The following is an 18,707-nucleotide window of genomic DNA, read 5'->3' as shown; positions in this document are numbered from 1 at the left end:
GTATTGGCGGTGGGGGAGCTTGCATGAAAAAACAGACGGGAATCGCTCTGGCGGTCACTTTGATACTGCTGACAGGCATTGGCGTAAGACAAGGCTTCGTTCTTGACGCACAGGCCAGCGATAACAAGGCTGAGCACGCCGAGGATGGCCATGCGCATGAGGATGGAGAAAGCGGTCAAGAGAAATCCAAGGACGACCATGGGGACGAAGATGGTCATGGCGCTGAAGGCGATGACCACGGCCATGGTGACGAAAGCGGTCATGGCGGTGAGGAGGACAAGCACGGCAACGAAGAGCACGCCGAAGGTGAGATTGAGCTATCTGAGGAGCAAATACGTGCCGCAGGCATTCAGCTAAGCAAGGTCGGACCAGCCGAGATCGGCTCGTCCGTTTCCCTGCCGGGCGAGCTGCGTTTCGACGAAGACCGCACGGCGCATGTCGTGCCCCGTGTGGCAGGCGTTGTCGAATCTGTTTCGGTCAACCTGGGTGACCAGGTGAAGAAGGGCCAGTTGCTGGCGGTTATCGCCAGCCAGCAGCTGTCCGAACAGCGTAGTGAGCTGGCTGCCGCCGAGCAGCGCCTCCGACTGGCTCGCATCTTGTTCGAGCGTGAGCGCACTCTGTGGCAGGAGCGTATCTCTGCAGAACAGGACTATTTGCAGGCCCAGCAGAGCCTGCGCGTAGCAGAAATCGACTTGCGTAATGCCCAGGAAAAAACACGGGCGCTGGGCGGCGGAAGTGACTCCGGTGTGGGCAATCGCTACGAGCTCCGTGCACCTTTCGATGCAGTCGTCGTCGAGAAGCATATTGTGCTGGGCGAACGTGCAGATGAAACGACCAGCGTCTTCACGCTGACTGATTTGTCGCGGGTTTGGGCTACGTTCAGCGTACCTGCCCGTGATTTGATGCGCGTAACCGTCGGCCGAGAAGTCGAAGTTGTTGCCGGCGAGCTAGGGGTGCGAACAATGGGTAAGGTCGCCCATGTGGGCAGCCTGCTGGGCGAGCAGACGCGTGCCGCAACAGCCCGCGTGACCCTGGCCAACCCCGATGGGGCTTGGCGTCCCGGTCTTTTCGTGACGGTCCGAGTTAGCGCCGACGGACGTAGTGTTCCGGTCACGGTTCCAGTCGAGGCGGTCCAGACCGTCGAAAACGCGCCGACGGTTTTCGTTCGCACGCCGCACGGCTTCCAGGCGCACTCGGTCTCGCTGGGCCAGCGCGACGAAAATCGCGTGGAAATTCGTGACGGATTGCAGGCCGGCCAACAGATCGCGACCGCTGGCAGCTTCATCCTGAAATCCGAACTCGGCAAAGGCTCCGCCGAGCACGTTCACTGATCCTCCGGATACCTAACTCATGTTCGAACGTATTCTTCGCTTCGCCATCGAGCAGCGCTGGCTAGTGCTGCTCGCGGTCTTGGGCATGGCCGGCGTCGGGGTTTATAGCTACCAGCACTTGCCCATCGACGCTGTGCCCGACATCACCAATGTACAGGTTCAAATTAACGTCGCAGTCCCAGGCGCGTCGCCGCTTGAAACCGAGCAACGCGTTACCTTCCCCATCGAGACGGCGATGGCCGGCTTGCCCCACCTGCGCCAGACACGTTCATTGTCGCGCTCCGGGTTCGCTCAGATCACCGTGATCTTTGACGATGGCACCGATCTCTATTTCGCTCGGCAACTTGTGAGTGAACGGCTGCAGGCCGCGAGTAATGAGCTTCCGCAGGGCGTGGAGGTCACCCTCGGTCCCATCTCCACGGGCCTGGGGGAAATTTTCCTCTGGACGGTCGAGGCAGAGCCCGAGGCGCGCCGTGCTGATGGTCAGCCCTACACGCCGACGGACCTGCGCGAAATCCAGGACTGGATCATCAAGCCGCAGCTGCGAAACGTTCGAGGGGTTGCCGAGATCAACACAATCGGTGGCTTCGCCAAAGAGTATCAGGTCGCGCCCGACCCGAAGCTCATGGCCGCTTACCGAATCACTCTGGAACAGCTCGTCGTTGCGCTTGAGCGCAACAATGCCAACGTCGGCGCCGGCTTCATTGAGCGTAACGGCGAACAGTTGTCGATCCGCACACCTGGCCAGCTCGACTCCCCCGCGGACATTGGCAATATCGTCCTGAGCAACGCAGGCGGCGCGCCCGTGCGGGTTCGCGATATTGCCGAAGTGGGGATCGGCCGTGAGCTGCGTTCAGGGGCGGCCACCGACAATGGACGCGAGGTGGTCCTTGGGACCGCCTTCATGCTGGTAGGAGAAAATAGCCGTAGCGTGTCGCAGGCCGTCGCGCAGCGCTTGGAGAGTATCAACCAGAACCTGCCAAAAGGCGTAAGCGCGATAACGGTCTATGACCGGACCGACCTCGTGGACAAGGCCATCGCCACGGTTCGCAAGAACCTGATCGAAGGCGCGATCCTGGTTATCGCCGTGCTGTTTCTCTTCCTCGGCAACCTGCGTGCAGCCCTGATCACAGCAATGGTCATCCCGTTGTCCATGCTGTTCACCTTCACCGGCATGGCCACCAACAAAGTCAGTGCCAACCTCATGAGCCTAGGGGCTCTCGACTTCGGCATCATCGTCGACGGTGCGGTGGTCATCGTCGAAAACGCCATCCGCCGGCTTGCCCACGCCCAGGAAAAACATGGCAGGATTCTGACCCGTAGCGAGCGTTTCCACGAAGTATTCGCGGCGGCCAAGGAGGCACGGCGTCCGCTCATCTACGGCCAGCTGATCATCATGGTGGTCTACCTGCCCATCTTTGCGCTCACCGGTGTCGAGGGGAAGATGTTCCACCCCATGGCATTCACCGTGGTAATCGCACTGTTGGGTGCCATGATTCTATCGGTCACCTTCGTGCCCGCTGCTGTTGCGCTTTTTGTCACTGGTAAGGTGCAAGAGAAGGACAACCGCCTGATGCGCGCAGCGCGCAATGGCTATGCGCCCGTGCTCGACTGGGTCATGCGTCACCGCACATTGGTATTCAGTGGCGCCGTCGCTAGCGTGCTGCTGTCTGCCCTGCTGGTGATGCGAATGGGTAGCGAGTTCATTCCGAGCCTTAGCGAGGGTGATTTTGCGCTTCAAGCTCTGCGCGTTCCAGGGACCAGCCTCTCCCAATCCGTGGATATGCAGCAGCGGCTGGAAAAGGCAATTGCCGAGCAGGTCCCGGAGGTCAAGCGTACATTTGCCCGAACCGGCACCGCCGAGATCGCGGCTGACCCGATGCCGCCGAATATTTCGGACAGCTATGTGATGCTCAAGCCCAAGGAAGAATGGCCAGATCCGGACAAATCCCGCGAGCAGCTCATTGAGGACATCCAAAAGGCGGCCGCATCTGTGCCGGGCAGCAACTATGAGATGTCTCAGCCGATCCAGTTACGCTTTAACGAGCTAATTTCCGGAGTTCGCAGCGATGTGGCCGTTAAGGTGTTCGGGGACGATATGGATGTTCTCAACAAAACAGCTGATGACATCGCGGCGATATTGCAAGACGTACCAGGCGCTTCCGAAGTTAAAGTGGAGCAGACGACGGGCCTCCCATTGCTGAGCGTCAATGTGGATCGTGACAAGGCGGCACGCTTCGGGCTCAACATCGGCGATGTGCAGGATACCGTCGCCGCCGCGATTGGCGGACGGGAAGCCGGAACCTTTTTTGAGGGTGACCGTCGTTTCGACATCGTTGTTCGTCTTTCCGATACGCTGCGTGCCGATCCGGATGTGCTGGCTCGCCTGCCGATTCCGGTGCCAGCGGTAGCGGGTGCTGCCAACGACCGAATCGACTTTATCCCGCTGGCTGAGGTTGCCACGCTGGAATTCGTGCTGGGCCCGAATCAGATCAGCCGTGAGGATGGCAAGCGTCTGGTGGTGGTAAGCGCCAACGTTCGAGGGCGTGACATTGGCAGTTTCGTCCAAGATGCGTCTGCAGCAATCGCTGAACGAAACCCGGTACCGCCCGGTTACTGGACGACGTGGGGTGGGCAGTTCGAGCAGCTGCAGGCTGCCGCCAAGCGCCTGCAGCTGGTCGTCCCAGTCGCCTTACTGCTGGTCTTCGTGCTGCTGTTCATGATGTTCAACACACTGCGCGATGGGCTGGTCGTCTTCACTGGCATTCCGTTCGCGCTTACTGGGGGAATTCTTGCACTCTGGCTCCGGGACATTCCCCTCTCAATTTCCGCTGGCGTCGGGTTCATCGCGTTGTCGGGTGTGGCAGTACTCAACGGACTGGTGATGATTGCTTTCATTAAAGGATTGCTAGAGGAAGGCCGGCCTTTATCCGAGGCTGTGCGTGAGGGCGCACTGGTGCGATTGCGCCCAGTCCTGATGACAGCGCTGGTGGCGTCGCTCGGCTTCGTCCCAATGGCGTTGGCCACCGGGACCGGTGCGGAAGTCCAGCGGCCCCTGGCAACCGTAGTCATTGGCGGCATCCTCTCCTCGACGGCACTGACGCTGCTGGTATTGCCAGCGCTCTATTACACGGTCCTGCAGGGCCGCAGGAGACGCAACGAAGAGAATGAGGACGCGACCTGATATTGGTTTTCGCACAAAAAGGCCAGGCTCGATGCCTGGCCTTTTTTATGAACATCAAAATCGAAGCTTTAAAGGGTTCACTGAGCGATTTGTGGGCCCCCAATGCGCTGGTAACGATGACGGGCACGTTATTGGAAGAAAAAAAAGCGCCTCGAAAGGCGCTTAATACAGCTTTACCAACGGGACTCGGAAGCTATCGGAGGCGGAGATTGTTCGGGATGAAGCGGTTAGTCAGTTTTGGTTTCTTTCTTGATTAGCATATTGCTCTGATCTGGTCGCGTATTCTTAGCTTCTAGGACGTCTAATTTTTTTCCAGCTGACTCGGATCCGTGAATTCGTTTTTGATCTGCACGGAATTTTTCATTAAATTTCATTGAACGGTCATAGCCATCTCCTGCATAAGACAATGCGGAGCCGAAGATGACCGATCCAACAACAATAGCTTTCAACAGGTTCATAATGCAGTCCTCGCGAAATTCAAGTGGCTTATTGAGCTTTCCCGGTGAGCTCTACAGGTGCGAATGAATTTTGCGCGACCGAAGATAACGGCAGTGTGAGCCAAGCATTACATTATTGAAATGTAATATTTCGCAGTGCAGCTTGAGCCCCCGGAAAATTATCGAAAGATTACAGGTCTGTCATGTTCAGACCATGACAAGGGTCGGCCAGTTATCGGCATATTGTAGGCAATGACGCACGAACGCGGGCGGTGGTGGTCAGATTTCTGTCAATGGTTTGGAAGCTGTTTCCGTGCAAGACGATATAAATGGCTATTATTGTCTATTTGCCGTTATGGGCGGCTGTTTGGCTTCTTGGCCTTAGTCTAATGGTGGTTTTTTAATAGGCGGTTATAAACCAATGGTCCACGAACATAACCATAACACCGAAGCCATAGGCGATAAGCGTCTAATGGTTGCTATTGGCGTTAATACAGCATTAACACTGGGGCAAATAGTCGGCGGAATACTTTCTGGTAGCTTATCGCTCATAGCTGACGCGCTACATAATTTGAGCGATGCCGCATCACTGGTTATTGCGCTGATCGCACGTAAGATCGGTCGCAGGCCGCCAGATGCTTTTAAAACCTTTGGCTACCGGCGCAGTGAAACCATAGCGGCTTTGATCAACTTGGTCACGCTGATTATCGTCGGCCTCTATCTTATCTATGAGGCTGTAGGCCGGTTGTTTTCCCCGCAGCCCATTGAAGGTTGGACGGTGGTCGTGGTCGCGGGAGTAGCCTTGATTGTAGATATCGTCACTGCCTTGCTCACATACACGATGTCTAAGGACAGCATGAACATAAAGGCGGCATTCTTGCACAATGTGTCGGATGCACTGGCGTCCGTCGGCGTGATTATCGCCGGGACATTGATACTTCTATATGGCTGGTACTGGACGGATACTGTACTGACACTGATGATTGCTGGTTACGTGCTCTGGCAAGGCTTTAGCATGCTACCTAAAACCATTCACTTGTTGATGGAGGGCGCGCCAGAAGGAGTTTCCATCGCCGACATAATCAATATCATGGAACATGTAAACGACGTTGTGAGTGTTCACCACGTACACGTATGGGAAATCGCTGAGCATACAATCGCACTGGAAGCACATGTTGTCATCAAGAAGGCTAGCCTGCCCGATATTGAACGAGTAAAGACTGATTTAAAACGAGTACTTCATGAGCAATTCAAAGTCAGCCACTCGACACTTGAAATGGAGCTAGACGGCAGTGTTTGTATCGACACCAGGCAGGCCGACAGTCATCGCAGCGAAGCATAAGCCTGCTTTGCGCTCAACGCTGTTGCTAGACAGTTAGCTCGATATCAACGGAGTGAACTTGTGACATCACTCGTTGCCGCTATGTCATCGACCAGAGACATGCTAGCGGCATGTGGCCAAAGCAGTTCTTCACAAGGAGATCAGGCTAGGTCGTGGGCATCTTCGGCATGCTGATGTGACGAGTAAGCCCCGGCAGACGCTAACGCCGCCGAGGCTCAGAGCCAGCGGCGGACTTGTGCGCGGTAGCGGACGAATGATTCGCCGAACAGTGCTTCCAGCGCCCACTCTTCGGGTGCTACTTGGAAACGGTTCATGTACAGCACGAAAGCAACCACGCCCAGCAGGGTCAGAGGCGAGGCCAAGGCCAGCGCCCAAGCCGCAAGGATAATGGCGAAGCCTAAGTACATGGGATTGCGGCTGTATTGCTAGATGCCAGCCTCCACTAATGCCGAAGCCTGCTGCGGCATTAGTGGATTGACCGTAGTGCGAGCGCGGCGAAACGACAGTACGCCGGCGAGGCACACGCCGAGCCCCAGGAGCAGTACCGGCAAAGCGAAGGTCAGGCGCGCGGTCCATGCCAGTTCGAAGCCCGGCAATTTGGTTCCCGACAAACCCATCAGCACAGCCATCAGGCCCGCCACGAGCAGCGGTGGCACGCGGTTTTCCAGCGCGCTCATAGTGTTATTCCCGTGCCTTGGCCACTTCGCTGTTCACCAACTGGCGCAGCGGCTCCGGGCCAAACTCGCTGAGCGCACGACCATTGACAAAAAAGGTCGGCGTGCCACGAACCCCAACGGCCTTAACGTCCTGCATGTCCGTTTCCAGCACGGCGTTGACGCCAGGCGTATGCATCTCCTGGCGGGCCTGCTCCAAGTTCAAACCGACGCGCTCTGCGGCAGCCCATGCCTGCGTTACCTTGGGATCATCGTGCCAACCGGGTTGGGCCTCCAGCACAGCCTCCAACACTTGTTCATGGAGATTTTGCTTACGCGCCGCCTCCAGCATTCGCGCCACCTCTTCGGAGCCTTGATGGAACAGTACATAGCGCAGCACCAAACGCACGTCTTCCGGGTTCTCGGCGAGGATCTGCTTCACATAGGGGTGAAAGGCGCGACATGCCTCGCAGGAAGGATCAAAGAATTCGACGATGGTTACTGGAGCCTGCGCCGGGCCGAGCACCGGTGAGTGGAAGCGAACCAACTGGCCGCCGCCTTGTTTGGTTTGTGTCGCGGCCTCTTGGGCGGTCGAACCGGGAGCCTGGGCCTGTTGAGGCGACTGGGAGGGGGAATAGAAGAATGCAGCGGCAGCAAAGACGGCCAGGATCACGACACTGACGATCAGGACCACGGAACGGCGATTCATGGAGTTGTTCTCCGACGGATGAGAATGAGCAGGATGGCGATCAGGATAAAGCTGAACAAGGCGAGTGCCGGCAGGGGCACCACGCCGAAGAGGGTCATTCCGGCGCCTGAGCAGGATGGACCAGTGGCCGTGCAGGGCTGGATCGGCTGCGGAATCAGCCCTGCATAGAGCAGCGTGTGAACAAATGCCAGCGCCGCACCGATAACGGTCAGCGGTAGGGCATAACGCCAGACTGTAAAATCCGAGCGGTAGCAGGCTATGGCCAGGATCACCGCCAGCGGAAACATGAAGGCACGCTGGAACCAGCACAACACGCAGGGTGCCTGGCCCATCACCTCACCAATGAACAGCGCGGACAGCGTCGATACCAGTGCGACCAGCCAGGTTAGCAGCAGCAGATTCCAGGTCATGCTTGGAGGTTGAGGATTCATTTCGGTTAACTCGTGGGGATGTAAGCACTTGCGGTAGAACGGCCATCCAGTTGATTCGGAACATCATACTTCCTTTTATCGGCAAGGCTTGGTTCTGTACGAAAAGTACTGTCATAGGCATCGCAGCGTGCGAGCCAACGTGACCATGGCGGCAAAACTGCCAGCTTGTCATAGCGAGTCCCGATCCTGCGGCTTTCCTTCAGCCAGCTGAACATCCGCTCGATGATGTTACGTTGCCGGTATGTCGGGCGATCAAACAGCCGGGGTAAGCCCGGCTTGGTCTTGTGCTTCATGCTCCGCAGCGGAATCACAGGTTGCATCCGTAACGGTCACAGTAGTGGCGCAGGTGTTCAGCATCGTAGCCCTTGTCCGCCAGCAATCAGCGACAGCGCTTTCGAGGCCGGCCTTGCTTGCCGGGAATCCGGACCTGATCCAGGAGTAGTGCCTGAGCATGTGAGATGTCGCTGGCTTGACACGGCGACAGCAAAAAGCGCAGAGGCACACCGTTGGCATCGCAGAGCATGTGGATCTTGGTGGTCAGGCCGCCTCGGCTACGCCCCAATGTATGGTCTACCGGTTCTTCTGGCCCCCCTTTTTCCCGGCGCCAGAAGAAGCTCGGGTTGCTCGCACTGCTGTTGAGTCAATCATCCAGGTATAGGTAGATCAGGCCTTCTTGACTCAGGCGAATGTGCAAGCGTTCAAGCACCCGGTCGAACGTGCCGTCGTCACTCCTGTCGCGAAAGCGCTGATATAACGTCGACCATGGGCCGAGCCGCTCTGGCAAGTCGCGCCATCAGCCGGTCGTCACTGCGAGGCCGCCCCATCTTCTGTTTGGGGGAAACCAGATCTGCGATCAGCTCCCAGGCGGCATCCGGGAGTTCGTAGCGCTTTGCCATGCGGGCCTGCAGCCTGTCATGGCGCCGATTCTACCCGTTCAGACTTTTCGTACAGAACCTAGGAGCGCTGCAGGCTTTGGCGCCTTGTTAGCCTTCCCGTACGAGGATACGCCTTACTTAACCCCCTCCGACGATTACAAGAAGCCAAGCACTGCCTGGCTTCTTTATATCTTCCGTGATCCGCTGTCTTAAGCTTGACGATGCCGGTCGCACTGGCAGAGAACGGCCCAGGCTGTGTAAAAACGCACACCCCGTTTTGAAGTCTGGGTCCCTACGTAAAATCTGACGGAGCTTGGCTGTTCAGCAGACCTGGATTTTTCGTAGCGACGCGATTTTGGGGTCAGTTCAGCTGGCCGCTTCTAGGCAAAAACGTTTTTACACAACCTGGGCCAATTGCTGCCTGTCGCGAAGGGCAACAGTCGACCCAAGGCTGACACTCATAGTGTCTATATTAGTGACCAGACAGAGCATCGATTATTCGGCATTGCTCGATCACTCCGCCTTGGCAGCAGGCGATCAGTTTTTCCAGCTCGATCTCCAGAGCCATGAGGTCACGGATGCGGGCGCGTACTTGATGCAATTGCTCGCCTACTTTGGCATCTACCGCAGCGCAGGAAGCATCGCGCTGATCGGCAAATCCCAGCAGTTCGCGCACATCATCCAGGGTGAATCCCAGTGAACGAGCTCGACGGATAAACAGCAGGCGGTCGCGCTCGCTATGCGTATAAACGCGATAGCCCGAAGGCGTGCGCCCTGCCGAGGGCGGTAGGCCCAGTTGCTCGTAGTAGCGAACCGTCACCGCTTTGGTGTCTGTCGCCTTGGCCAGCTGACCAATGGTGTAATTCGCCGTGCTCATCGTTGCTTGACCTTATAGCCGCTATAACCTTCATCCTAACCGTATTCAGCCCAACTGAGGATCGGTCATGGACAGCTGCTGCGAAGACAAGGCAAGCGAACTAGCACAGCTGCGTGACCAGCAAAGCCGTGTGCTTTATATCGTTCTGGCGATCAACGGCCTGATGTTTTTGGTCGAGTTTGTCGCCGGCTGGATCATCGGTTCGACAGCGGTGCTGGCGGACTCACTGGATATGTTCGGCGATGCATCGGTGTATGCGCTGACCCTGTATGTGCTGCACCGCAGCGCGCGTACTCGCGCTGGCGCGGCGCTATTCAAGGGCAGCCTGATGTTACTGTTTGGCCTGCTGGTAATCGTCGACGCCATACGCAAGCTGGTGACGGGTGGCGTTCCCGAGGCACAGTGGATGGGGCTGGTGGGTAGTGCGGCGCTGATCGCCAACACGCTCTGTTTCACGCTGCTGTACCGTCATCGCAGCGACGACCTGAACATGAAATCCACCTGGCTGTGCTCACGCAACGACTTGATTGCCAATGTCAGCGTGATCATCGCCGCCATTCTGGTTGCGATTACCGGAACCCTCTGGCCAGACGTGATCGTTGGGCTGGCCATCGCGGCGCTGTTTCTGCATTCCGCGCGGCAGGTGCTTGCCGAGTCCTGGGCGGAGTGGCGTCGGCATGCAGTGGTTTTGCCAAGTGCAGCGCCAGCAGTGAACATACTCAGCACCTGTTGCAACCCACCGCTCAACGCTCAGGCAGAGCGCTGTTGCGCGACTGAGAGTCCGGCGCAAACCGAGACGAACGGCAGTGCTTGTTGCCAGCCAGCAGCGGTAGAGGCTTCATGCTACGACACAGCAGCAATCGACAGCTGTTGCGGGCCATCCCCAACCAAGGAAAAGGACGAGTAGATGAGCCTGAAAGTACCGGTGCATTCCACCATAAGCACCTGGGTGCTATTAGCCACCGCATGGCTGCTGGCGGTGGCCGCAACCCTGGCCGCCTTGTTTATCGGCGAAGTCATGGGCAGAACCCCGTGTGTGCTGTGCTGGTTCCAGCGAATTTTCATGTTTCCGCTGGCGGTGATATTAACTATCGCCTTCTACCGCGCCGACTTCACCGTTTGGCGGTACGCCTTACCTCTGGCCGTTATCGGCTGGGTGATGGCCCTGTATCACTGCCTGCTGTTCGTCGGCGTGATCCCCGAGGATCAAAAACCCTGTAGCGCCGGAACCTCCTGTTCCGGGGCCGACATGCTGATTTTCGGCAGCGTACCGTTGCCGCTTTTGTCCCTGGCGGTTTTCACTGCCATTGTCCTGCTTCTTGTCCTGATTCGTCGGCGAACCCTTGTATGAATAGACGTGCCGTCGTGCTGACCATCAGCGCGGTAACCATTGCCGGATTCGTCGTGGCGGCAATGCTCTACCAGCGGTTTTCCACCCCCCAGGAGGCTCAGGTCGTCACCCAGGCGAGCAGCTCGCTGGTGCGTTTCCACTCACCAATCATTGGGCCGATCAACGCTCCGGTCACCATCGTCGAGTTCTTCGACCCTTCGTGCGAAAGCTGCCGAGCGTTTTTCCCCTACGTGAAGCAAATCATGGCGCAGTACCCGCAGGACGTACGCCTGGTCGTGCGCTATGTGCTGTTCCACCGGGGCTCGGAAGAGGCCGTGCGCTTACTGGAGACGGCGCGCATGCAGGGGCTTTACGAGCCGGTGCTGGCCGCCGTGCTGGAAGCACAGCCGCTGTGGCATGACGACGCGCAAGCACAGAAAGCCTGGGAAGCGGCCGCCGCAGTGGGTCTGGATGTCGAGAAGGCCCGCGCCACAATGAACTCGCCGGCCATCGACGAGATACTGGCCAAAGATGCTGCGGACGTGAAGAAAGTCGGCATTCAAGGTACGCCCACCTTTTTCGTCAACGGAAAGCTTCTGACTAAGTTCGGCCCAGAGCCTCTGTTGGAGTTGGTGCAAAGCGAATTGCAGAAAGTGCGCTAAAACACCAAGACTGGCGCAAACGCCGTGACTGCTTTAATCGGGAGTTTTTATGCGAGCACTGGAAAACAAGATACCTCCGCCGATTGTGACTGCTCTGTTCGGGCTGCTGATGTGGCTGGTCGCCCGATATGTGCCGAGCCTCGACCTGGCGCTCTCTGTGCGTGTGCTGTTGGCGCTGCTCGTGTCGGCCATTGGCGTTTGCTTCAGTGTGGCCGGAGTGCTGTCGTTTCGGCAGGCGCAGACCACCGTCAATCCGCTTAAACCTGAAACTGCATCAGCGCTGGTGCGCTCGGGTATCTATCGGTACTCACGCAACCCGATGTACGTCGGCTTTGCTCTGTTATTACTGGCCTGGGCCTGCTACCTGGCCTCACCGTTGGCATTGCTCGGGGTGCTGGGGTTCGTCCTGTATATGAATCGCTTCCAGATCAACCCTGAGGAGCGCGCCCTGACAACCCTGTTCGGCAGCGAATTCCAGGTCTATCAGGCGCAGGTGCGTCGCTGGCTCTAAGTTGGCTAGTCCACCGTGTTAGAACGGCCATCTGGAAGCCAGCGGTCTTCCAAAGCAATAATTTGTGGCAACGACCTAGAGGTTGAATGCCCGCTTTTGCCGATTTCTGCCAGTTGATGCCCCAGGTAGTACCGTCCTAGCTCGTCTGCCTGTTTGATGATCCAAGCTGTATCGAACCTCTGTGGTCGAGACAGGCATCAGAGATGCCAGCCTTTTTTTATCCACAAAACCTGTGGATAACCCTTTCGATAACTCCTGAAATGCTCACAACCGAGGGCCTCTCATTCACCTGACGTTTTTTGACCACTCCTGAGATTGGCTCAGCGTAGGAGCTCATGAAAACCGGCAGACAGCAGTTCCCTTTGTTTGCTGATGCGGCTTCGCAGAATGGCGATGGTCTCGGCTCGACCTTGCCGAGAGCCGCACCATGCACGCCGCCATTTCCTACCGCAGTTGCCTGCTGCTGGCCGTCCTGACGGCTGGCTGTGCAACGCCGCCCTCTCCCACTCCCGTTCAGGAAGAAGTGGCGGTTCCAGCACCGGAATACGTCCCGGCAGTCCGCTATGGCCGTTACACCCTTGTCGAGCTGACCCCGACGACCGCCCAGCAGGATCTGCTGTTGCAGGTCGTCGACGTCTCCATTCCCGACACTCTCAACGCCAACGTCGCTGACGCGCTACGCCATGTGTTGCAACGCTCCGGCTACCAGCTCTGCAGCGGACGTGAAACTGATGCGCTGGGCAGCCTCCCGCTGCCGGCGGCGCACTACCACCTTGGCCCGCTGCAGCTACGCGATGCCCTGCTGATCCTGGCCGGGACAGCGCGGACGCTGCACGTCGATCACACCGCACGCCGCGTCTGCTTCACTCAGCCCCTCAACACGCCAGCCGAAGCCCCACCCGCCACTGCGGATACCGCTCCCGGTGCCGCTAGGGAGCCACAGCCATGACGACGATACCGAGCAGTGGGCACCACCGGCACGGCACGCTGCTACGCGCCGCCGCCATCATCTGGCTGCTGCTCATCAGCTCTGCCGTTGTGATCGATCATGTCGCTCTTTCAGGGCTGGCAACACAGGTCGAAACCAGCGCCCCCGGCCTGCAGGTCGCCGTGCTGAAAAAGCGCTTGGCCGACCTGGTCCAGCAGGTCGAGCAAGCCCAACAGCAACCGGACGCCCTTCCACAGGCGCGCTATGAAGCCGAGCGCCAGGCGCTGGAGCAGCGACTAAATACCATCGACCAGGCTCTGGTTAGCCTCCCAACAGCGGACAATCTGGTGCCGTTGCAAGCCCGCATCGAGCAGTTAGAAATACGGCACAGCGCACCTCGCCCAGCATCATCGACTGCGCCCCACCCGCGAGCTGCCGCCCCCGCCAAACCAAAGACCATCGAGCCGCCATTCCGTGTGATCGGTGCCGAGCGGCGCGCCGGCGAGCGCTTCCTTTCGATTCTGTCAGCCGCCTCGAACACGCTCTCGCAGGTTCGCCTGCTGCGTCCCGGCGAGGCGGAAGCCGGTTGGCATCTCGAAACCATCGAAGGGAGCGCTGCCGTGTTCCGACACGGCGACGACACTCGTCGCCTGCCCATTCCCGCGCAGTAGTACAAGCAGATGAAGCAGCGCCATATCGTCCCCGTACTGATCGTCCTGCTGACCGGCAACCTTGTCCACGGAGCAGAAACCCTCACAGCCGACAACCTGCACACCCGCGAGCGACCGATGACCACCGAGCGCACCGACGAGCAGCACGCCCGAGGCTGGGGGCTGAGCGCCGAGGAATGGGCGCGCTACCGGACGCTGATGCGAGGGCCGCTGGGTATCTATTCTCCCAACCTCGACCCACTTACCGCGCTAGGAATCGAGGCGCGCTCCGACCAAGAACGGCGACGCTATGCAGAGTTGCAGGTCGAAGCAGAAGCCCACCGCGTCGAAAAGCTGCTGGCGTACCAACGGGCTTACGACGACTCCTGGCAGCGGCTCAACACAGATATGCCGCGCGTCATCCTGCCCGATGCCGGCCTGGCATTCTCGCCGGTTGTGCCAACGGCGAACGGACGGCTCGCCGTATTCGTCCAGGACGCTTGCCCCGCATGCGATCGGGCAGCGCAGCGGCTGCAAGCTGCTGGTATGGAATTCGACATTTACGTCGTCGACAGCCACGCCGACGACGCACGTATTCGCGCCTGGGCACAACGTATTGGCATCGACCCGGCCAAGGCGCGCAGCGGCCAGATCACGCTCAACCACGATTCGGGACGCTGGCAATCGCTGAATCTGCAGGGTGACCTGCCGGCAGTCGTACACAAGGTCGGCAACCAGTGGCAGCGGCAGCGGTAATGTCGCGCCGCCACGCGCTCGTGCTGCTGGCCTGCGCACTGGCAAGCCCCATCCAGGCGCGGGAAATCCCGCCGCCGGCCTATCAAGTCGCTGCGAAGCGCGCCGGTATTCCCTCGACCGTGTTGTACGCCATCGCGTTGCAAGAGAGCGGTATCCGCTTGCGTGGCCGCCTGGTGCCGTGGCCATGGACGCTCAACGTCGCTGGCAAGGCGCAGCGCTACGCCACCCGTGCCGAGGCTTGCAGCGAGCTGCGCCAGGCTCTCAAGCGCACACCCGCCACGCGCATCGACGCGGGTCTCGGCCAGATCAATCTCGGCTACCACCCGCAGCGTTACGCACAGCCCTGCGACCTGCTCGACCCTTACCGCAACCTGGCCATCGCCGCCGAGATCCTGCGCGAGCAGCACCTCGAAGGAGAGGACTGGCTGCTCGCCATCGGTCGTTACCACCGCCCGGCTGGTGGTGCGCCGGCTGCGCGCTACCGCCACAGCGTCGGCCAGCACCTGGCCCGCGTACTGGGTACCTCCCAGCTGGAAATCACTTCGCGAGGGAATCTGCCATGAAATCCCTGACCATCCTCGTCGCGTATCTTTCGCTGCCGTGGCTGTCGCTGGCCACCCAGGCTGACGCGCTGATCATCGTCGCAGACCATGGCGGTACGTCGGCCTTGCCGTACTACGAAGCCTTGAACTTGCAACCGCGCGCCGAGGTGAGCGCATCACCCATCGAGATTCCGCGTCCGCCAGCCAAACCGTTCAACGAAGCCGACATGCTGCCGGTGCGCTCGATGCAGCTGTCACCGGGCGATGTAGCGCGTAGGTTGATCGAAGCGCCGGGAATGCCGCCGTTCTTTCTCGTCGGCGACGACAATCGCTCGCGCGCCTGGCTGCGTCAGCGCGCACTGCGCATACACGAGCTCAATGCCGTGGGCCTAGTGGTCAACGTCAAGTCGGCCGAGGCCCTGGCTGCGCTGCGTGCGCTGGTGCCGGGGCTGTTACTGTCACCGGTTGCGGGGGATGATCTCGCCGAGCGCCTTGGCTTGCGCCACTACCCGGTGCTGATCACGGCAACCGGCGTCGAGCAGTGAAGCGCCGGCCATGGCCCAGAGCCACGCGATAGAAGTGCTGTTGCGGCCAGCCGTGGAGCTGTACAGCGTGGCGGTCTGCGCCGCCGCCGCGTTTCTGTCCCTGATGGCACCGTGGTCACTGGCGCTGAGCCCATCGATTGGCCTGGGCAGCGCCCTTGCCTTTCTCACCTTCGGCACGATTCGCCTGCGTGATGCGCTGGTCATCCTGCGCTACCGGCGCAATATCCGCCGCCTGCCGCGCTATGTGATGACCAGCCGTAATGTGCCTGTCGGCCAGCAACGGCTGTTCATAGGCAGAGGCTTTCGCTGGGAACAACGGCACACGCACCGCCTGACGCAGACTTTCAGGCCCGAGTTCCGCCGCTATGTGGAACCTACGCCCGCTTACCAGTTGGCACGCCGCTTGGAAGAGCGGCTGGAGTTCGCACCGTTTCCACTATCGAAGCTGGCCAAGCTCACCACTTGGGACGTTCCCATCAATCCGGTGCGCCCGTTGCCACCGGTCGGCGGCCTGCCGCGGCTGCACGGCATCGAGCCAAACGAAGTCGATGTCAGCCTGCCACTCGGAGAACGAGCCGGACACTCACTTGTGCTGGGCGCGACACGGGTCGGCAAGACCCGATTGGCCGAGCTGTTCGTGACTCAGGACATTCGACGGCGCAACGCCGCCGGAGAGCACGAGGTGGTGATCGTATTCGACCCCAAAGGGGATGCAGACCTACTCAAGCGGATGTACGTGGAGGCCAAACGCGCCGGGCGCGAACGTGAGTTCTATGTTTTCCACTTGGGCTGGCATGATTTCAGCGCACGCTACAACGCAGTGGGCCGGTTCGGGCGGATCAGCGAAGTGGCCACGCGTATCGCCGGACAGCTCTCAGGTGAAGGCAATAGCGCCGCTTTCAGGGAGTTCGCCTGGCGGTTCGTCAACATCATCGCCCGTGCCCTCGTCGAGCTGGGCCAGCGCCCCGACTACCTGCTGATTCAGCGGCATGTCGTCAACATCGACGCGCTCTTTATCGAGTACGCGCAGCACTACTTCGCCAAGCACGAACCGAAGGCCTGGGAAATCATCGTCCAGCTCGAAAGCCGGCTGAACGACAAAAATATCCCGCGCAATATGATCGGGCGAGAGAAGCGGGTCGTAGCCTTGGAGCAATACCTCTCACAGGTACGCACCTACGACCCGGTACTCGACGGTCTGCGCAGTGCCGTGCGCTATGACCGGACGTATTTCGACAAGATCGTCGCCAGCCTTTTACCGTTGCTGGAGAAACTCACCACCGGCAAAACCGCGCAGCTACTCGCACCGAACTATTCCGACCTCAACGATCCCAGGCCAATCTTCGACTGGATGCAGGTCGTCCGCAAACGCGCGGTGGTCTATGTCGGCCTTGATGCCCTGTCGGATGCGGAAGTTGCCGCTGCAGTCGGCAACTCGATGTTCGCTGACCTGGTATCGGTCGCCGGCCATATCTACAAATTTGGCATCGACGACGGGCTGCCCGGCGCAACAGCGGGAGCACGAGTCCCTATCAACGTCCATGCGGACGAGTTCAATGAGCTGATGGGTGATGAATTCGTGCCTCTGGTCAACAAGGGCGGCGGCGCAGGGTTACAGATCACCGCCTATACGCAGACGCTCTCTGACATCGAAGCCCGTCTTGGCAACCGCGCAAAAGCGGGCCAAGTTATCGGCAACTTCAACAATCTGTTCATGCTGAGAGTGCGCGAAACCGCGACCGCCGAGCTACTCACCCGGCAGCTTCCAAAAGTGGACGTCTACACCACGACGCTGGTCAGCGGGGCTACTGACAGCTCCGACGTTCGAGGGCCAACAGATTTCACCTCCAATGCTCAGGATCGCATCAGCACCGCCAGCGTGCCGATGATTGAACCCGCACACGTGGTTGGCTTGCCAAAAGGCCAGGCCTTTGCCCTGTTGCAAGGTGGCCAGCTCTGGAAAATCCGCATGCCGTTGCCGGTACCCGACCCTGACGAAATGATGCCCGAGGACTTACAGCAGCTTGCGAGCCACATGCGCCAGCACTATGTCGAAGCCAGCGACTGGTGGGAAAACCGTGGCACTCCCGGCCTACAGGATCAATCACTGCCCGACGACCTGCTCGATGGCTTCCGCCACCTCACCACCACTGAGACAAGCAACGCCGAGGCACGGCCATGAAGGACCCGGCCAGCACCACGCAACGCGAACAAACCCACCAGCGAGGCTTGCTCGCCAGCATCATCACCCTGCCGCTGCGTATGCTCGGCGTGCTGATCGGCTCGCTGCTGCTGTCGATCATCATCGAATGCGCCGGCATGCACCTGTTCTGGCCCGAGCAGGGCTGGCGTCACGCCCAGGGCATGCTCGACTACGAACTGAACCACCTATCCACGCACTTCACCCGCAGCGCGGTGGTGCAGGAGCCAGGCCGCACCGCGCACCAGCTGGTCGAGGGCGCCCACCAATGGATCTTCGTGAAGACCGGCCTGCTCGACTGGGTGAGCCAGGCCTCGGCGCGCTCCCACGCACCCAGCCATGGCGATGGCCGAGACATCCGTTTCTACATCAGTCAAGTCTACGTCTGGAGCGAGAGATACCTGATCGCCGCCGCATTCACAGCATTGACGTTCATGGTTCGAGTGCTGGTCCTGGTACTGACGCTGCCACTATTTCTGCTGGCTGCCTTCGTCGGCATGATTGATGGTCTGGTGCGGCGTGACATCCGCAAGTTCGGCGCGGGCAGAGAGTCAGGCTTCGTCTACCACCGCGCCAAGGCGAGCCTGATGCCATTGGCGGTCCTGCCATGGATCATCTACCTCACCCTACCCGTCAGCGTACATCCGTTGCTGGTGCTGCTGCCGAGCGCGGCGCTGCTCGGCCTGGCGGTGAACATCACCGCAGCCAGCTTCAAGAAATACTTGTGATTCGCTAGCCAGTGGG

Annotated in this window: 18 protein-coding genes and 2 pseudogenes; 14 read left to right on the top strand and 6 right to left on the bottom strand. The window is 59.4% G+C overall.

The features are described 5' to 3' along the window. Window positions 1-23: 23 nt before the first annotated feature. On the top strand, window positions 24-1,331 hold the full coding sequence (locus G7020_RS17070) for an efflux RND transporter periplasmic adaptor subunit (RefSeq protein ID WP_003291209.1): 1,308 nt from the start codon (window positions 24-26) through the stop codon (window positions 1,329-1,331). Window positions 1,332-1,350: 19 nt separating this feature from the next. Beyond that, window positions 1,351-4,515 carry a CusA/CzcA family heavy metal efflux RND transporter gene (locus G7020_RS17065; protein ID WP_181086362.1) on the top strand — a complete coding sequence of 1,055 codons (3,165 nt, stop codon included), beginning with the start codon at window positions 1,351-1,353 and terminating at the stop codon, window positions 4,513-4,515. A 227-nt stretch (window positions 4,516-4,742) separates the two neighbouring features. On the opposite strand, the gene G7020_RS17060 is transcribed toward G7020_RS17065, so the two are convergent. Further along, on the bottom strand, window positions 4,743-4,973 hold the full coding sequence (locus tag G7020_RS17060) for a hypothetical protein (RefSeq protein WP_080573167.1): 231 nt from the start codon (window positions 4,971-4,973) through the stop codon (window positions 4,743-4,745). Between the two features lie 400 nt (window positions 4,974-5,373). Here G7020_RS17060 and G7020_RS17055 point away from each other — a divergent pair, with 400 nt between their 5' ends. Next, window positions 5,374-6,294 (top strand): cation diffusion facilitator family transporter, encoded by a 921-nt coding sequence (locus G7020_RS17055; protein WP_102857155.1) that lies wholly within the window; start codon window positions 5,374-5,376, stop codon window positions 6,292-6,294. Between the two features lie 215 nt (window positions 6,295-6,509). Here the strand turns inward: G7020_RS17055 and G7020_RS17050 are convergent. The 5 genes and pseudogenes from G7020_RS17050 to G7020_RS17030 form a co-directional block, all read right to left on the bottom strand. Further along, a pseudogene (locus G7020_RS17050) lies at window positions 6,510-6,971 on the bottom strand (methyltransferase family protein). 4 nt (window positions 6,972-6,975) lie between these two features. After that, complete coding sequence (locus tag G7020_RS17045; protein ID WP_181086361.1) at window positions 6,976-7,656, bottom strand: DsbA family protein; 681 nt, start codon at window positions 7,654-7,656, stop codon at window positions 6,976-6,978. Then, a complete protein-coding gene (locus G7020_RS17040; RefSeq protein WP_180983606.1) occupies window positions 7,653-8,087 on the bottom strand; it encodes a disulfide bond formation protein B in 435 nt (144 codons plus the stop codon). The genes G7020_RS17045 and G7020_RS17040 overlap by 4 nt, the downstream gene beginning before the upstream one ends. Window positions 8,088-8,198: 111 nt before the next feature. After that, window positions 8,199-8,983 (bottom strand): annotated as a pseudogene (locus tag G7020_RS17035) (IS5 family transposase). A gap of 451 nt (window positions 8,984-9,434) precedes the next feature. Beyond that, window positions 9,435-9,839: a MerR family transcriptional regulator gene (locus G7020_RS17030; protein ID WP_181086360.1), complete on the bottom strand. Its 405-nt coding sequence runs from the start codon at window positions 9,837-9,839 to the stop codon at window positions 9,435-9,437. A gap of 67 nt (window positions 9,840-9,906) precedes the next feature. On the opposite strand from G7020_RS17030, the gene G7020_RS17025 reads away from it, so the two are divergent. The 11 genes from G7020_RS17025 (at window position 9,907) to G7020_RS16975 (ending at window position 18,691) form a co-directional block, all read left to right on the top strand. Then, the gene (locus tag G7020_RS17025; protein ID WP_181086359.1) at window positions 9,907-10,746 is read left to right on the top strand and encodes a cation diffusion facilitator family transporter; all 840 of its coding nucleotides are present in this window, start codon (window positions 9,907-9,909) and stop codon (window positions 10,744-10,746) included. Beyond that, window positions 10,747-11,190 (top strand): disulfide bond formation protein B, encoded by a 444-nt coding sequence (locus tag G7020_RS17020; protein ID WP_181086358.1) that lies wholly within the window; start codon window positions 10,747-10,749, stop codon window positions 11,188-11,190. Further along, window positions 11,187-11,831, top strand: a complete 645-nt coding sequence (locus tag G7020_RS17015; RefSeq protein WP_028238046.1) for a DsbA family protein — start codon at window positions 11,187-11,189, stop codon at window positions 11,829-11,831. The genes G7020_RS17020 and G7020_RS17015 overlap by 4 nt, the downstream gene beginning before the upstream one ends. A 49-nt stretch (window positions 11,832-11,880) precedes the next feature. Then, a complete protein-coding gene (locus tag G7020_RS17010) occupies window positions 11,881-12,342 on the top strand; it encodes a methyltransferase family protein (protein WP_003291010.1) in 462 nt (153 codons plus the stop codon). Window positions 12,343-12,769: 427 nt separating this feature from the next. Beyond that, a complete protein-coding gene (locus G7020_RS17005; protein ID WP_181086357.1) occupies window positions 12,770-13,291 on the top strand; it encodes a hypothetical protein in 522 nt (173 codons plus the stop codon). Further along, entirely contained in the window at window positions 13,288-13,941 is a 654-nt protein-coding gene (locus G7020_RS17000; RefSeq protein WP_181086356.1) for a hypothetical protein, read from the top strand. Before G7020_RS17005 ends, G7020_RS17000 begins: the two co-directional genes overlap by 4 nt. A 9-nt stretch (window positions 13,942-13,950) precedes the next feature. Next, on the top strand, window positions 13,951-14,676 hold the full coding sequence (locus G7020_RS16995) for a TIGR03759 family integrating conjugative element protein (RefSeq protein WP_181086355.1): 726 nt from the start codon (window positions 13,951-13,953) through the stop codon (window positions 14,674-14,676). Next, window positions 14,676-15,239, top strand: a complete 564-nt coding sequence (locus tag G7020_RS16990; protein ID WP_181086354.1) for a transglycosylase SLT domain-containing protein — start codon at window positions 14,676-14,678, stop codon at window positions 15,237-15,239. Before G7020_RS16995 ends, G7020_RS16990 begins: the two co-directional genes overlap by 1 nt. Then, window positions 15,236-15,763 (top strand): integrating conjugative element protein, encoded by a 528-nt coding sequence (locus tag G7020_RS16985; RefSeq protein WP_181086353.1) that lies wholly within the window; start codon window positions 15,236-15,238, stop codon window positions 15,761-15,763. Before G7020_RS16990 ends, G7020_RS16985 begins: the two co-directional genes overlap by 4 nt. Before the next feature lie 10 nt (window positions 15,764-15,773). After that, window positions 15,774-17,945 (top strand): type IV conjugative transfer system coupling protein TraD, encoded by a 2,172-nt coding sequence (traD, locus tag G7020_RS16980; RefSeq protein ID WP_181086352.1) that lies wholly within the window; start codon window positions 15,774-15,776, stop codon window positions 17,943-17,945. Beyond that, window positions 17,942-18,691 carry a TIGR03747 family integrating conjugative element membrane protein gene (locus tag G7020_RS16975; RefSeq protein ID WP_181086351.1) on the top strand — a complete coding sequence of 250 codons (750 nt, stop codon included), beginning with the start codon at window positions 17,942-17,944 and terminating at the stop codon, window positions 18,689-18,691. The genes traD and G7020_RS16975 overlap by 4 nt, the downstream gene beginning before the upstream one ends. Window positions 18,692-18,707: the final 16 nt, after the last annotated feature.

Source organism: Stutzerimonas stutzeri, assembly GCF_013522825.1.
GTDB classification, from domain to species: domain Bacteria; phylum Pseudomonadota; class Gammaproteobacteria; order Pseudomonadales; family Pseudomonadaceae; genus Stutzerimonas; species Stutzerimonas stutzeri_AK.
The sequence above is the reverse complement of the archived record's forward strand: the minus strand, read 5'-3'. Positions and strand labels throughout refer to the sequence as shown.